General features: G+C 63.9%; 15 protein-coding genes. 9 read left to right on the forward strand and 6 right to left on the reverse strand.

What is annotated here, in order from left to right; translation table 11 throughout:
• The first annotated feature begins 89 nt into the window (after positions 1–89).
• From N536_RS0104705 to N536_RS0104715, 3 genes are read left to right on the forward strand one after another with little or no spacing between them, the layout of a single operon-like run.
• A complete protein-coding gene (locus tag N536_RS0104705) occupies positions 90–941 on the forward strand; it encodes an alpha/beta fold hydrolase (protein WP_036435600.1) in 852 nt (283 codons plus the stop codon).
• Positions 938–1,771 (forward strand): SDR family NAD(P)-dependent oxidoreductase, encoded by an 834-nt coding sequence (locus N536_RS0104710; RefSeq protein ID WP_029112548.1) that lies wholly within the window; start codon positions 938–940, stop codon positions 1,769–1,771. The genes N536_RS0104705 and N536_RS0104710 overlap by 4 nt, the downstream gene beginning before the upstream one ends.
• Positions 1,768–2,214 carry a hypothetical protein gene (locus N536_RS0104715; RefSeq protein WP_051574250.1) on the forward strand — a complete coding sequence of 149 codons (447 nt, stop codon included), beginning with the start codon at positions 1,768–1,770 and terminating at the stop codon, positions 2,212–2,214. Before N536_RS0104710 ends, N536_RS0104715 begins: the two co-directional genes overlap by 4 nt.
• Here N536_RS0104715 and N536_RS0104720 read toward each other — a convergent pair whose 3' ends face one another.
• From N536_RS0104720 to N536_RS0104730, 3 genes are all read right to left on the reverse strand, one after another.
• Entirely contained in the window at positions 2,215–2,991 is a 777-nt protein-coding gene (locus N536_RS0104720) for an IclR family transcriptional regulator (RefSeq protein ID WP_029112550.1), read from the reverse strand. It abuts the gene before it with no gap.
• Positions 2,992–3,057: 66 nt separating this feature from the next.
• Positions 3,058–3,927 carry an SDR family NAD(P)-dependent oxidoreductase gene (locus N536_RS0104725; protein WP_081809051.1) on the reverse strand — a complete coding sequence of 290 codons (870 nt, stop codon included), beginning with the start codon at positions 3,925–3,927 and terminating at the stop codon, positions 3,058–3,060.
• Complete coding sequence (locus N536_RS0104730) at positions 3,893–4,825, reverse strand: VOC family protein (protein WP_029112552.1); 933 nt, start codon at positions 4,823–4,825, stop codon at positions 3,893–3,895. Before N536_RS0104730 ends, N536_RS0104725 begins: the two co-directional genes overlap by 35 nt.
• 139 nt (positions 4,826–4,964) lie before the next feature.
• Here N536_RS0104730 and N536_RS37470 point away from each other — a divergent pair, with 139 nt between their 5' ends.
• Both N536_RS37470 and N536_RS0104740 read left to right on the forward strand, forming a co-directional pair.
• Positions 4,965–5,897: a LysR family transcriptional regulator gene (locus N536_RS37470; protein WP_051574252.1), complete on the forward strand. Its 933-nt coding sequence runs from the start codon at positions 4,965–4,967 to the stop codon at positions 5,895–5,897.
• Entirely contained in the window at positions 5,894–6,877 is a 984-nt protein-coding gene (locus tag N536_RS0104740; RefSeq protein ID WP_155948423.1) for a LysR family transcriptional regulator, read from the forward strand. The genes N536_RS37470 and N536_RS0104740 overlap by 4 nt, the downstream gene beginning before the upstream one ends.
• Before the next feature lie 15 nt (positions 6,878–6,892).
• Here the strand turns inward: N536_RS0104740 and N536_RS0104745 are convergent, their stop codons facing one another.
• From N536_RS0104745 to N536_RS0104755, 3 genes are read right to left on the reverse strand one after another with little or no spacing between them, the layout of a single operon-like run.
• Entirely contained in the window at positions 6,893–7,912 is a 1,020-nt protein-coding gene (locus N536_RS0104745; protein WP_029112554.1) for a dihydrodipicolinate synthase family protein, read from the reverse strand.
• Positions 7,913–7,968: 56 nt separating this feature from the next.
• Positions 7,969–9,462 (reverse strand): NAD-dependent succinate-semialdehyde dehydrogenase, encoded by a 1,494-nt coding sequence (locus tag N536_RS0104750; RefSeq protein WP_081809053.1) that lies wholly within the window; start codon positions 9,460–9,462, stop codon positions 7,969–7,971.
• A 10-nt stretch (positions 9,463–9,472) separates the two neighbouring features.
• A complete protein-coding gene (locus N536_RS0104755) occupies positions 9,473–10,453 on the reverse strand; it encodes an ornithine cyclodeaminase family protein (protein ID WP_029112556.1) in 981 nt (326 codons plus the stop codon).
• Between the two features lie 310 nt (positions 10,454–10,763).
• Here N536_RS0104755 and N536_RS37475 point away from each other — a divergent pair, with 310 nt between their 5' ends.
• Genes N536_RS37475 through N536_RS37480 form a run of 4 tightly spaced genes read left to right on the forward strand, consistent with a single transcriptional unit; the run spans position 10,764 to position 14,167 of the window.
• Positions 10,764–12,143 (forward strand): Rieske 2Fe-2S domain-containing protein, encoded by a 1,380-nt coding sequence (locus tag N536_RS37475; RefSeq protein WP_051574253.1) that lies wholly within the window; start codon positions 10,764–10,766, stop codon positions 12,141–12,143.
• Positions 12,140–12,694, forward strand: coding sequence for an aromatic-ring-hydroxylating dioxygenase subunit beta (locus tag N536_RS0104765; RefSeq protein ID WP_081809054.1), 555 nt, complete (start codon positions 12,140–12,142; stop codon positions 12,692–12,694). The genes N536_RS37475 and N536_RS0104765 overlap by 4 nt, the downstream gene beginning before the upstream one ends.
• A gap of 16 nt (positions 12,695–12,710) precedes the next feature.
• Entirely contained in the window at positions 12,711–12,926 is a 216-nt protein-coding gene (locus N536_RS0104770) for a ferredoxin (protein ID WP_036435506.1), read from the forward strand.
• Positions 12,923–14,167 (forward strand): NAD(P)/FAD-dependent oxidoreductase, encoded by a 1,245-nt coding sequence (locus N536_RS37480; RefSeq protein WP_051574254.1) that lies wholly within the window; start codon positions 12,923–12,925, stop codon positions 14,165–14,167. Before N536_RS0104770 ends, N536_RS37480 begins: the two co-directional genes overlap by 4 nt.
• The last annotated feature ends 24 nt before the right edge of the window (positions 14,168–14,191 follow it).

Raw genomic sequence — 14,191 nt, forward strand, 5'->3', positions numbered from 1 at the left:
TTCTTCTGAATCGACGAGCTTCCTTCCGAACCGACGAGTGAAAGGACGTGCCGGTGGCCAGCACGCAATTCGACACTGAGATCGACGAAATGCCCACGTTGCTCACGCGGACGGTAACCACCTCCTACGGGGACATCGCCATGGCGGAGACCGGCGAGGGACCCGTCCTGGTCATGTTGCACGGCGGCGGGCCGGGAGCCTCCGGGGTCAGCAACTATCATCAGAACCTGCCTGCGCTGGCCAAGAGGTTCCGGGTCGTGCTGCCCGATCAGCCCGGGTTCGGCGGCAGCTACCGCCCCACCGAGGCCGACCTCGACGCTCAGTCGATCACCCAGATCTCGGTCGGCGCGCTGTTCGAGGCGCTCGACGCTGTCGGTGTCGACCGGTTTCACCTGCTGGGCAACAGCCTTGGCGGTGCGGCGGCCATCGCGATGGCACAAGCGCAGCCGGATCGGATCACCGGACTGGTGCTGATGGCCCCCGGGGGTGGCTGGCTGCCGTTCGGCCCCACTCCGACCGAGGGGCAAAAGGAGATGTTCCGCTACTACAACGGTGATGGCCCCAGCGAGAAGAAGATGTCGAACTTCATCCGCGCCATGGTCTTCGACCACAGGCAGTTCGGTGCTGACGTCGTCAAGGCGCGGTACGAGGCATCGCTGGACCCCAGCCACATCGAGTTCTATCACCGGTACAACGCCGCCTTCGGTAAGCGACACGGCATGGATCCGCTGTGGCGTGATCTGCACGAGATCACCGCGCCCACCCTGCTGTTGTGGGGCCGTGATGACCGCACCATCACCCTCGACGGATCTCAGATCATGCTCAAACAGATTCGCAACGTGCAGCTGCACGTGTTCGGCAACTGCGGGCACTGGGTGCAGCTGGAGCGTCAGCGCGATTTCGAACTGCTGGTGGCGCAGTTCCTGACGGAGTTGCGGTGACCGGCTGGCTGCAGGGATACGTCACACTGATCACCGGCGGGGGCACCGGGATCGGGCGGGCCGTCGCCGAACGATTCATCGCCGAGGGCGCCTCGGTCACCATCCTCGGTCGCGACCCCGACGCGCTGCACGCCGCCATCGAGGCCAGCGCCGATCCGGCCAAGCTGCATGCGATCAGCGCGGACGTGCGCGATTCGGAGGAGCTGCATCGCGCGGTCGACGAGACCGTTGACCGTTTCGGGAAGCTCGACACGCTAGTGGCCAACGCCGGGATCTGGGATTACCACCGGCAGCTGACCCGGATGACCGGCGCGCAACTCAGTGCGACCTTCGACGAGCTGTTCGACATCAACGTCAAGGGTTATCTGCTGGCCGCTGAGGCAGCGTGGCGGGAGCTAGTCAAGACCCGCGGCAGCATCGTGATGACCTTGTCCAACGCCTCGTTTTACGTCAACGGCGGCGGGCCGATCTACACGGCCAGCAAGCACGCGTGCCTCGGGCTGATGCGTGAGCTCGCATACGAATTGGCGCCGAAAGTCCGCGTCAACGGCGTGGCCTGTGGGGCGATGAACACGGAGTTGCGCGGGCCGGCGACCCTGGACATGCAGGACCGCACACTGGCGGCGTCCTTTGCGAAGAAGAAACCGGATGATCCGCCGCCGCCAATCCCGCTGTACGACTCGAGCACCGATCCCCAAGATTTCACCGGATCCTACGTTCTGCTGGCCAGCCGCGAGCAGAGCGGACCCATTACCGGACAAGCGATTTCGGTCGACGGTGGTATCGGCGTGCGGGGGTTCGCTGCTGCTGCTGGAGGTGACCACCTGTGAAGCGGGTGTCGCTGGACTTGGGGCCGGGGTGGACGGTCACACCCGGAGCGAAAGACGTACTCGACATCATCCGTCGTGATGACGACGGCGAATGCCTCGAGGCGGTGGCCAGGTATGCCAGTGGCGGTCCTCTGCGCGACGCCTACCCGGTGGGTGCCCACGATGTCGAGATTCGGATCTCCGGCCGACGCCAGCCCTCATCTCGGCTGACCGTCTTCCTCGACGAACTCGGCGTTGCGATCCTGGCCGCAGACCGAGCCTGCCGGCGTGTTGTCGTTGCTGTTGCGCCTGATGACCTGGCCGCGATCTCGGCGGCGGAGTCGGTGGGCTTTCGCCACGTCGTCGACGTCGACGTTCCCGGTGAGGAGTTGAGTCTGCTTGTGCGAGAACCGGAGTGGGCGACTCAGGTGGACGCCGACCTCGATCGAGTGCCAGGCACCTGATCACCCATCGCGGTGAGACTGGCCCATTGTCCGGGAGGCGGAAGCGCAGACACGCCGCAAGCTGTGCGTCAGCGGACGAAGGTCGGCGGACAAGGGGACCGACACCGACAACGCGGCGATCGGTACCCCGTTACGGCCGAACACCGGTGCCGCAACGCAGCCCAACCCGGGGCGGCTCTCCTCGCGCTCGGTTGCCACGCCCTCGCGCCGCACGCGATCAAGCGCACGCGCCAGCTCGTTGCGATCAGTGATCGAGTGAGGAGTGAGCGCGGTGAGCGCGATGTTGGTAAACCGTTCCACCGCAGCGGGGTCATAGGCCAGCAAGACCTTGCCGACGGCAGTGCAATGCGCCGGTAGGCGCCCGCCGATGCGTGACGGTGCAACCGCGTTGCGATGTCCGTACAGTTTGGCCAGGTAGACGACATCGGTACCGTGCAACATCGCGAGGTGCACTGTCTGGTGCGTCGCTTCGAACAGTTCGGTGACGAAAGGCATCAGCTGGTGGCGCACCTGCTCGTGTCCCGGCGGGTACACCGCCAGGCCCAGTTCGTGTAACCGGGAGCCCAGTCGATAGTTGGTGCCGATGCGTTCCACCATGGCGTTGCGCTCCAGCATCCCCAACACGCGGTAGGCGGTTGATTTGCTCAGGCCTGTGCGCCGGGCGAGTTCGCTGACACCGACACCGGTGCTGGCCTCGTCTCCGAATGCAGTAAGCAGGCTAAAGGCCTTGTCGACGGCGGCTCTGTCGTCGCGCACTGAGTCGAGTACGGCTGTCATGGAGCTCCTCCAAGTGGCGTGTGACGGGATCGCGGTCAGTGCGACGGGTTTGACGCGGAGACATGGTTAGGCCAACAGGAGGCCACCATCGACGTTGAACGCCGATCCGGTGATGTTCCGAGCCTTTTTGGAGGTCAGGAAGGCCACCATGTCGCCGATGTCCTCGGTGGTCTGGAGCCGGCCGAGCGGGATCGAGGAAAGAAAGCCGTCCCATCCGTCTTCGAAGCTGAGGCCCTTGAGTCCGCTGAACTCTTCGACCACCTTGACGTGCAGATCGGTGGCCACGATGCCGGGGTGGACGGAGTTGACGGTGATGTCGTACTGGCCGAGTTCGGCTGCGAGGCTCTGGGTCATGCCGACGATGGCGAACTTCGACGCCGAGTAGGGCGCGATCAGGGCGATGCCACGGTGGCCGCAGATCGACGACATGTTGATGATGCTGCCGCCGCGCTGCTCGACGAGGGCCGGCAGAAGTGCCCGAGTCGTCGTGAAGGTGCCCCGCACGTTGATCGACATCAGGAGGTCGAATTCCTCATCGGTCACGTCAGTGGTGTTGCGGGCTCCGATGTTCATACCCGCGTTGTTGACGAGGATGTCGACCCGACCGTATTCGCGCGAAACCCTCGACGCTAATTCATTGGCAGAGGCTGAGTCCCGGACGTCGAGGTGGACGCCGAGCGAGTCGGTTGGCAGTTCGTCGGCTCGCTTTTGAGCGGCTGTGAGATCGATGTCGGCGATTACGATGTTCGCCCCCTCGTCACTCAACTTCTGCGCACAGGCCAGGCCTATGCCGTTGGCGCCGCCGGTGATGACAGCCACCTTGCCGTCAAGATCAGACACGAGTGTTTCCTTTCGTCGGCGATGGGCGGAATTCATGGCAATGATGGGGACGACGGGCCCGTTAAACCGGTGAGGGGCTCCAGAGTCCGCCGTCATCGCGCTGTTTCAGCATGACCGGGAGCATTACCTCGGTCATGGCCCCACCGGTGCCCCACTGGTCCTGGGTATCAGAACGCATCGGGTCGTATGTCGTTGGCTCCCAAGTGGCCTCGTCAACGAGTTCGAGTTCGGTCGTGTATTCGATCACGTTGTCAAGGGGATCGAAGAAGTAGGAGAACGTGTTGTCGCCGGCGCTATGGCGACCCGGGCCCCACAGCGGCCGGTAGCCACTGCGAATCATCCGGCCCGTGCCCCGCATGTACTCGTCGAGCCCACGCATCTCGAACGAAATGTGGTTCAACGATGTGGACGGCGCCTGTGTGATCGCGAGAATGTGGTGCTGCGAACTGCTGCGCATGAAGCACATCAGATCGCCCAACCAATCCGACAATCGGAATCCCAGATGGTTTTCGTAGAACGCCTTGGTCTTGTGGACGTCCGTCGAATTGATCACGACGTGGCTGAGCTTGCGCGGTATCGACTCCCGCTCCTCGAGCAATCGGAACGGGCGCTGCTCCACGTCCGCAGACACCTCGATGAGACGGCCGTCCAGGTCGAAGAACCGAAGGCCGTACCCACCTCCCGGGGTCGTCAACACCGCCGGCTCGCGATCGATCTTCACCCCTGCCCGTCCCAACCGCTCAGCCAAGAGGTCGACCTCACCGGTCGACTCCGCCGCGAACGCAATCAGCTCGAGACGCTTCAGTCGGTCGTCTCGTACGCGCAGGATGTAGTGCTCTGGATCAGCGGGCGTTCCGAAGAACGTCACCCCTGAATCGCTCGCAATCGGCAGAAGACCCCACACCTTCGTGTAGAACTCGACAGCCTGGTCATAGTTCGGCACAGCAAGACCGACATGCCGCAGGTGCGTGATCGGACTGAAGCCGAAAGCCATCGGTGAACTCCTCACCTCTCAACGGCATCCCGGGTGGGATGCCGTTGAAGTAACGGTAGTGGCGCCAATCACGTGGCACCAACAATGCTTGGCGATGCTTTGTTATCGATCCGATCAATTCATGGCCTACCATCAGCCCATGGATCTTCGACAGGTCGATCTGAACCTGCTCGTGGCGTTCGACGTGCTCATGACCGAGCAGAATGTGACCGCAGCTGCCCGCAGACTTTCGGTCGGACAGTCGGCGATGAGCTCGACACTGTCGAGATTGCGGGCGTTGCTCGATGATCCGGTGCTCGAGCGCCGGGGCCGGACCATGTTCCCGACTCCGCTGGCGGAGGCACTCGTAGTTCCGGTACGAGAGGCACTGAGCCAATTCAATTCGATTCTGACCGAACCGCCCGTCTTCAACCCTGAACGGGACCGTCGCAGCTTCACCGTGATGGCGAGTGAGTACGCTGCGCTGGCCGTGCTCCAGCCGTTACTGGTCGAGCTACGCAATGCAGCGCCGCACGTCGAGCTGTCCATCCAACCGGTTTCTGCGACCTTTCTAGACGACATGACAGCCGACGCCGTGGATCTGACGATCGTTCCGCTGGCCGCCGACGCGATCAACGATTCCTTCGGTTACCAGACGCTGTACAGCGACCCCTATGTCATCGCCGTCGATGCGGCCAACCCATTGGTCTCGAACGAGATCACCCTCGAGCAGTTTTCGTCGCTGCCCTATCTCGCAAGCAGCAACGGGCATGCCCCCACGCTCGTCGAGACGCAATTGGACCGACTCGGCATTCCGCGGCGCCTGGAGGTGACGACGGGTTTCGGCATTGCCCCATTCCTGCTGCGCGACACCCCACTCGTCACCATTCTTCCCGCCAGTTTGGCGTCGACGGTCGCCGAGGGCGCGCGGTTGAAGGTGCTCACGCCACCCATGGCGCTGGAGCCGATGGTCGAGGCCATGGTCTGGGCAGACCGGAACGACGACGACCCCAGTCATCGCTGGCTCCGAGAACGGCTCGTCGACATCACCGCCCGGAAAACGTGGTCTCCGATGCCGGGCGGCGCGCGGTGAACGAGCCGATCGCGTCCAAAACCGGCTCTTCGCCACACCCTTCTCTGGCACAGCTGGGCCGTGTCGATCTCAACTTGCTGGTCGCGTTCGAGGCGTTGATGTCCGAACGGAGCGTCACCGGGGCGGCTGCGCGCCTGATGATCGGACAATCTGCGATGAGCTCGACCCTGGCGCGGCTGCGCAGGCTCTTCAAGGATCCAATTTTGGTGCGGCAGGGCCGAACGATGATCGCCACCCCACTCGCGAACGCACTGACCAGCTCGGTGAGCAGCACGTTGGCCGAACTCCAGGTGACGTTGTCTTCCCTGGGCTCGTTCGACCCGAAGGTCGATGAGCATGCGTTTTCTGTGGTCGCCAGTGATTTCGCGGCGGCCGCCCTTCTTCACCCGCTGCTGGTCGAGATCTCGTCGACGTACCCGAACATCCGTGTGCAGATTCGAACGGTCTCGATTGACATTCCCGCTGAGATGCTGCGCGGACGCGTCGACGTGATCGTGCTGCCTCGAGAGGTCATCTCGTCGTTCCCGGCTCTCTGGAGAGACGACGTCCGTCGCGAGGTGCTCTATCGCGATCGCTACGTGCTGGCTGCCGATGCCGCCAACCGCGCGGTCCGTTCGGCGATGACGGTCGAGGAGTTCAGCGCCATGCCCTACCTTGCGGCAACCTTCGAGGACGGGCGGCCCTCTTTGGGGGACACGAACCTCGATGTCCTAGGCATACCGCGCAGAGTCGAGGTCAGTACCAGCATCGCCGTGGCCCCCTTCATGTTGCGCGACACCACATTGGTGACGCTGATTCCGCGGACACTTGCGACACGCATGGCCAAGGCCGCCAATCTGCAGTTCATCGATCCACCCATGCAGCTGGAGCCGATCACCGAAACGCTCATCTGGCTGCGCCGCCTCGATGGGGATCCTGCCCAGGCGTGGTTCCGTGACCGACTGCGGACGCAAGCAGCCAATCTGGTGGCTACGCCTTAGCGCTGATTGCGCGCGTCAGGCCGGGTTGCGGCCGATGAAGAACTCGCGGAGCGGGTCCATGGACGGGTCGAGGCCGGAGTCGGTGAGACCCTTGCGCAGAGCGAGCATTTGACCGTCGTGAATTCGTTGGGTGGGCTGACGCAGCGGACCACCGTTGTATCCCTGTAGCCAGCCCTGGAACTTCCACGCCTGGCGATTGATGAACGCGCCACCATTGAGCGACGGCGCCAGGGCTGCCTTCGCCTTGCGAGCGGGATGCGTCTGCCAAAACAGTTCGGCGGCATCATCATTCTCGCCGTTAGCGAGCAGGCTCATTACCCGCGGGATGACGGGGCCGTAGAACTCGTGGTCACTGGTTGCCGAGAGCTGGATGGGCATGATTTGTGAAAGCGGGATCAGATCGGCCTCGATGGGCACGGAGATGACGACTTTGTCGCCGAATAGCCTGTGGCACTCGATGATTCCCTGAATGTAGGGAAACCCGCCTTCAGCTTTGATGACGGCGATGTTGGGGCAGTCGTCTAGTAGGCGACGAATCAGGCGGCTGGGGATGTCCGACGGGTGGATTCGAGGGCTGAAGCCCCACAGGTACATCGGAAAGACGATGACGGCGAGATCTGTCGCGTCGCACACCGCCTTCGTGTAGTCGTAGACCTCCTGCTCAGTCTCTGGATAGAAGTTCGGCGGGTACGACAGCAGCACGAGATCTGCGCCGGCTTCCTCGGCGCCCCGAACGGCCTCGATGTTGTCGGCGAGGGTGCTCCAGCTGCCGTGGTGTACGACGACCAAGTCCGTGCCGGCTTCATCGCGGATGATGCGAAGAAATTCCAGGTATTCGGGCAGGGTGATGTTGACCTCGGAGACACCCAGCGTCCCTAGGAAGCCGTGTTCCTTCGCGAGGCGGATGTCGTGGCGGATGCCTGCCTCGTTGAGGGATTTCAGGTCGCTCGTGAACGACGGGATGGTGCAGTTGACGGCGCCGATGAGCTTCTCGCGGGCCCATTCGCGGGCCTCGGTACGGGTGTAAGCAGCCATGGATTTTCCTCTCGGGGGTTGTTCAAGGGCGAAGTTCTTTGTCCGGGAAGCGATTTCTACAACGCTCCAGCGCCCTCCCAGGCGAGGTACTTCATTTCCATGTACTCGTCGATCCCATAGACCGATCCTTCTCGGCCCAGACCCGACTGTTTCACGCCACCGAAGGGCGCGATCTCGTTGGAGATGAGGCCGGTGTTGATGCCGATCATTCCCGCCTCGAGGGCCGCGCTGACCCGCCACGTCCGTTCAGCGTCGCGAGTGAAGAGGTATGCGGCCAGCCCGAACTCGGTGTCGTTGGCCATGCGGATCGCATCGGACTCGTCCTCGAACCGGATGAGCGGGGTCACGGGCCCGAATGTCTCCTCGCGGGTGATGCGCATCGTGGAGTCGACATCGGCCAGAACCGTCGGTTCAAAGAACAAGCCGCCGCGACCGTGACGCCGACCGCCGCAGAGCACGCGCGCACCCAGGCTGGCCGCGTCGGCCACGTGCTCCTCGACCTTCGTGACCGCGTCGACGTCGATGAGCGGACCCTGCTGGACACCTGCGTCGAATCCGTCGCCGACCACAAGGTTTTTGACCTTGCGTGTCAACGCTTCGGCGAACCGCTGATAGATCCCAGACTGGACATAGACCCGGTTGGCGCTGATACAGGCCTGGCCCGTATTGCGGTACTTGGTGGCGATTGCGCCGGCGACCGCCTGATCGAGATCGGCATCGTCGAAGACGAGGACCGGCGCGTTGCCGCCGAGCTCCATCGAGGTCTTCTTGACGGTTTCCGCCGCTTGGGCGAGCAGGAGCCGACCCACCTCGGTCGAGCCGGTGAAACTGACTTTGCGGACGATGGGGTTGGCAGTCAGGGCCGGACCGATTTCGCGGGCATCGCCGACCACGATGCTGAGCACTCCAGCCGGCACGCCAGCTCGTTCAGCGAGCTCGGCGAGGGCCAGTGCTGTCAGCGGCGTCTGCTCGGCGGGCTTGACCACCATCGTGCATCCGGCGGCGAGTCCGGGGGCAGCCTTGCGAGTGATCATGGCGGCGGGGAAGTTCCACGGTGTGATGGCAGCGCACACGCCAATCGCCTCCCTGAGCACGACGACTCGTCGAGACGACTCGGGAGCGGGAAAGATGTCGCCGCGCACGCGTTTGGCCTCCTCGCCGAACCACTCGATGAAGGACGCCGCATAGTTCATCTCGCTGACGGCCTCGGCCAGGGGCTTGCCCTCTTCGAGAACGATGAGCCGCGCCAGGTCCTCGGTGTTGTCCCGGACCAGCTCGAACCATCGACGCATGACCTTTGAACGCTCTGTGCCGGAGAGGCCGCGCCAGGCGGGCAACGCGCGCTGGGCAGCCTCGACGGCGCGGCGGGTCTCGTCCGCGCTGGCCGACGGCAGATCGGCAATCGGTTCGCCGGTGGACGGATTGTGCACGACGAGCCGTTCGCCGCCGTCGCGGGTGAGCCACTGCCCGTCGACGTAGGAGGACGACTTGACCAGCGATGGGTCGGCGAGTCCGAGGCTGGATTCCTGTGTGGTCATCCGAGAAGTCATGGCTGCGCCTCTATTTTTGGACGGGGGGGATCGAGACGGGGAGCGGGACTCCGCGTCCAAGGCGTCGGGCCTCGGCCAGACACATGGCTGCGACGGCGATGTCCTGCACGGCTGAGCCCACCGACTTGTACACCAGGATTTGGTCGCTGCTCGTACGGCCCGGATGTCGGCCCGCCACGAGGTCTGCCAGTGAGATGGTCTTCGATCCGAGATCGACGCCGGCTGCTTTGGCTGCCAACGCATCCCCGGTGTCGTGCAGAACCTCATCGACCATGTCAGCGACGATGAGCTCAGCGCGAACCAGTAGCTCGACGTCGACCTCGCGTTGTTCGGGAAGAGTCGATCCGACGGATACAACGGTGGTTCCGGGCCGGAGCCACGCACCACGGACGGTGGGTGATTCGTCGCGCGAACGGGCCGCACAGATCACCAGGTTGGCTGCGCCGACTGCACTTTCGGCGTCTTGGGCAGCGGTCAAGGGCAGTTCCAGATCATCCAGATCCGCGACGAACCGAGACCGGCTCTCCGCACGGGGGCTCCAGACGCTGACCGAGGACAGGGCGCGTGCTGCCGTTACGGCGCGAAGGTGCTTGTTGGCCTCGAAGCCAGAGCCGATGACGGCAACGTCGAGGTCGCCGGCGATCGCCAGGAGGTCAGCGGCGACCGCCGAGGTCGCGGCGGTGCGGAACCCGGTGATCGACTGACCGTCCATCAGAGCCACGAGCTCGGCGGTGTGCTCGTCGAACAAGGGAATCAGATAGGACACCTGACGGGACTTCATGGACGCCGCAATGAGTTTGGCGCCCATGAGACCGTTGTCCGCCGATACCCCGGTGAGCGTCCGGAGCCAGCTGCCGTCACCGCGAGCCATCGACCGCTCGGGATAGCGGGAGTCTGCGACATCGCCGGCATACGCAGCGCGGAGGGCATCGATTGCCGGTGCCCAGCCGAATGAATCTCGGACGGCCCGGTCGTCGAGCAATAGCGTCAATGGAACCACCTCGTCGGGGTTTGGGCGTCCCGCGAACACGGATAGTGCGGGAGACCCGCTGCGCCAACGTCAGGCTAGGACGCCGCTGGGAGCCGCGACAAACGATTCTCGTGAATGCTCGACCATCGACGACATCGATACCGCGCGCGGATCCGGGCTCCCGCGACGCTGGCGCGAGTGCGGTCTTCCATCGATGACATCAATTGTCGGGCATCGAAAGTTACGCCTTCCGGCACTGTGATGGCGGTCATACGATGGGTCCACCATCACGAGCGTCACCTTGATCCGCCCGGTGCTTGCAAGGAGTTACATGACCGTCATCACGCCCACCATTGCCCCGGAAGTCTCTCGGATCCTCGACCGTGTCGAGACGGAGCTCGAGGAACATCGGGTACCGGCCGAGATCTGGAACAACGACGCGATATTCCGCGCCGAACTGGACCAGGTCTTCGGCACTTGCTGGGTCTTCGTCGCGCACGAGAGCGAGATCCCCACGGCTGGTGACTTCGTCCAGCGCCGCATCGGCCTCGATCCCGTGATCGTCACGCGCGACGGCACCGGTGGGATCAACGTGTTGTCCAACTACTGCCGCCACCGCGGCACCCAGGTATGCCAGACCGACACCGGGAATTCGCGCTTCTTCAAATGCCCGTACCACGGCTGGACATACTCCAACAACGGCGACCTCGTCGGCACGCCTCACATGCGCGAGGCGTACGGAACGCGGCTGGACCCCAAGGAATGGGGTTTGAAGAGGGCCCCGCGGGTCGACGTCCGGTCCGGCTTCATCTTCGCGTCGCTAGCGCACGAAGGTCCGTCGCTCGACGAGTATCTGGGCGGGGGAGGCTGGATGCTCGACATCCTGGTGAACTTGGCACCCGGCGGTGTGAAGGTGGCGGGGCCGCCCGAGCGGTATCAAGTCAATGCGGACTGGAAAGCCGGCGCCGAGAACTTCTCCGGTGATGCCTACCATGCCGACAGTTTGCACTGGAGTAACGAAGAGGTGCAGATGATCCAGGGGCTGGGTTCCAACGCGGAGATGATGCACGCCTACGAACTTGGCAACGGCCACGCGACGATCGGCTTTCCATGGGCGAAGGTCGGTCTGCCGCTGTGGGGCTATTCACCAGAGACCGCCGCTCAGTTCGACCTTTCGGTCCTCGACGACGCTCAGCGGTACGTCCTCGAGACCAACCCGCCGACGATTGGCACCATCTTCCCGAACTTCAGTTACATACGCGTCGGCTCCCCTACCCTTCCGGGCGGCCCTCCGGCGGTCGTCACCTCTATCCGGGTGTGGCAGCCGATCGCGCCGGGAAAGATGGAGTTGTGGAATTGGCAGTTCGTCTACGAGTGCCAAAGCGATCAGGAGAAGCTCGATTCCTATGTGACGGGACAGTTGACCTTCGGATCCGCCGGTAACTTCGAAACGGACGACACCGTCGCCTGGGAGGGCGCCGCTCGCGCGGCGAAGAGCGCGTGGATGCAACGCGAGAATTTGAGCTTCAACTTCGAGCAGGCCGGTCGAACCACGGTCGACGTCACACCCGACCCCGACTATCACGGTCCAGGCATCAAGCGCCCCACCGGCTTTGGGGAACTCACTCAGTTGAATTTCTACCGGCACTGGCTTGCCGTCATGCGTGGCGACGCATCATCCGCGACGACCGAAGGGCGCCATTCACGATGACCACCATCGACACGACCGGGCACGCGCCACCAGCTGTGCACCAGAGCCCTCTGGCGGATGCCGAACGGCAAAACATCGCGACTCAATTCCTGGCTCTCGAATCGAAGTTGCTCGATGAAGCTCGCGAGGAAGACTGGTATCAGCTCCTGGATCCCGAACTGCTGTACGTGATCCCGATCAGGCAGGCGACCGAGCAGCGATCGGACGAGGTCGATCGCGCCGCGTTCCGGGTCCGCGACACCCTGGCCCACGTACGTCTACGCATCGACCGTCTGAGCACTGGCAAGGCTTACTCGGAGATTCCGCCCTCTCGCACCATGCGTCTGGTCGGGTCGGTCTTGGCCCGACAGACGGATCGAGACGACGTCATTGCCGTCTCGAGCGCCGTGCTGCTCTATCGACAGCGTGGGATCGATCCGCACTTCGACCTCATCCCGTACCGGCGCAACGACGAACTCCGCATCACGGCTGATGGGCCACGACTCCTGTCCCGGGAGATCCTCTTGACCGAAGTGGCGATCGCCACTCCCAACCTCGGACTATTTCTGTGAGCAAGGGATCACTTCGATGAGTGACGAGACCGTGGTCCGGCTGGACGAGGTCCGGTGTCGTTCCTACGGGATCTGCGTGAGCATCTTGCCCGATGTCTTCGATCTTCCGGCAGACGCCAAGTCGGCAGTCTTGCTGCGTCGCGAGGTCGATCCCGATGACGTCGAAGATCTCGAGGAAGCAGTACGGGCGTGCCCGGCCCAAGCCATTTTCCAAGGTTCCGGTCCGACGTGACGGCCGCGCTGAAGGAGACCGAAAACGTCGTAGTGGTCGGAGCGTCAGCGGCAGGCTTGGCGGCCGCAGATGGACTACGTGAAGGCGGGTTCGAAGGTTCGATCACGGTCCTGGGCTCAGAGCTGCACCATCCCTACGATCGTCCGACGCTGTCGAAGGGTCTGCTGCTCGGGCGTGGCGAGCCGGAGCTGCTCGAGCTTCGCTCGGCAGAGCGAATCAGGGAGAACCGGATCACTCTTCTGCTCGGACACCAAGCAGTCGGTCTCGACATCGATCGCAAATTCGTGATCACCAACCACGGTGAGACGCTGCCGTGGGATGCCGTGGTTCTGGCGTGTGGTGGTCGTGCACGGGCGCTTACGACGGTCGAAGGTGAAGCGCTTCCGGTGCTCCGCACACCGGACGATCTCCGGGCCCTGCGACGAGCCGCTGCCCGCCACGGAGACGTGACCGTCGTCGGCGCGGGGCTCATCGGCCTCGAGATCGCAGCCGGACTTAGCGCCCACGGCGTGTCCATCACGGTCCTGCACGACACCGAGCGCCCCATGGACGGCATCGTCGGGCCCGAACTCGGCCAGGTGATCTCCGACCTGCACTCCAAACACGGTGTGCGGTTGCGGATGTCGAGTGCCGTCACGTCCGTGACGGGTGAACTGGGCGCCTACACACTTCATCTGGTGGACGGCTCGACCCATCAGACGCCCTACGTAGTCGTTGGCATCGGGGTCGACCCCGACGTGGATTGGCTTCGCGGCTCGGGTGTCGCGCTGGACAGAGGTGTCCTCACCGACGCGGCAGGCCGAACCAACGTGCCCGGAGTGTGGTCGGCCGGTGACGTCGCCCGCTCCGATCACCCCATGTTCGGTGAGCCGCTGCGCATCGAGCACTGGACACACGCCGTCGAGAAGGGCAGGCACGTCGGGCTCAACATCGCCCGCGGCACCGAAGAGTCCTTCGGCGGCGTGCCCTACTTCTGGAGCGATCAGTTCGGACGTCGGTTCCATAGCTACGGGCGGCGGGCCCCCGGTGACGAGATCTTCGTCGCGGAGGGATCGCTGAGCACTGATGAATTCCTGGTCCTGTTCGGGCGGGACGGGGAATTCCACGCCGTCTTCGCCAGCGGGCTGTCACGGTCGCTGCGCGGCTATCGCAAACTTCTCGCGCGAGGCGGCACCTGGCACGACGCCCTCGATCTGGCGCACGCGTCAAACCCCGACCTGGCGCATTCAGCCGCCCGTTGATCGGTGTCGGCAATCCCCGCGCAC

The organism is Mycobacterium sp. URHB0044 (genome assembly GCF_000620625.1).
In the GTDB taxonomy this organism is placed as follows: Bacteria; Actinomycetota; Actinomycetes; order Mycobacteriales; family Mycobacteriaceae; genus Mycobacterium.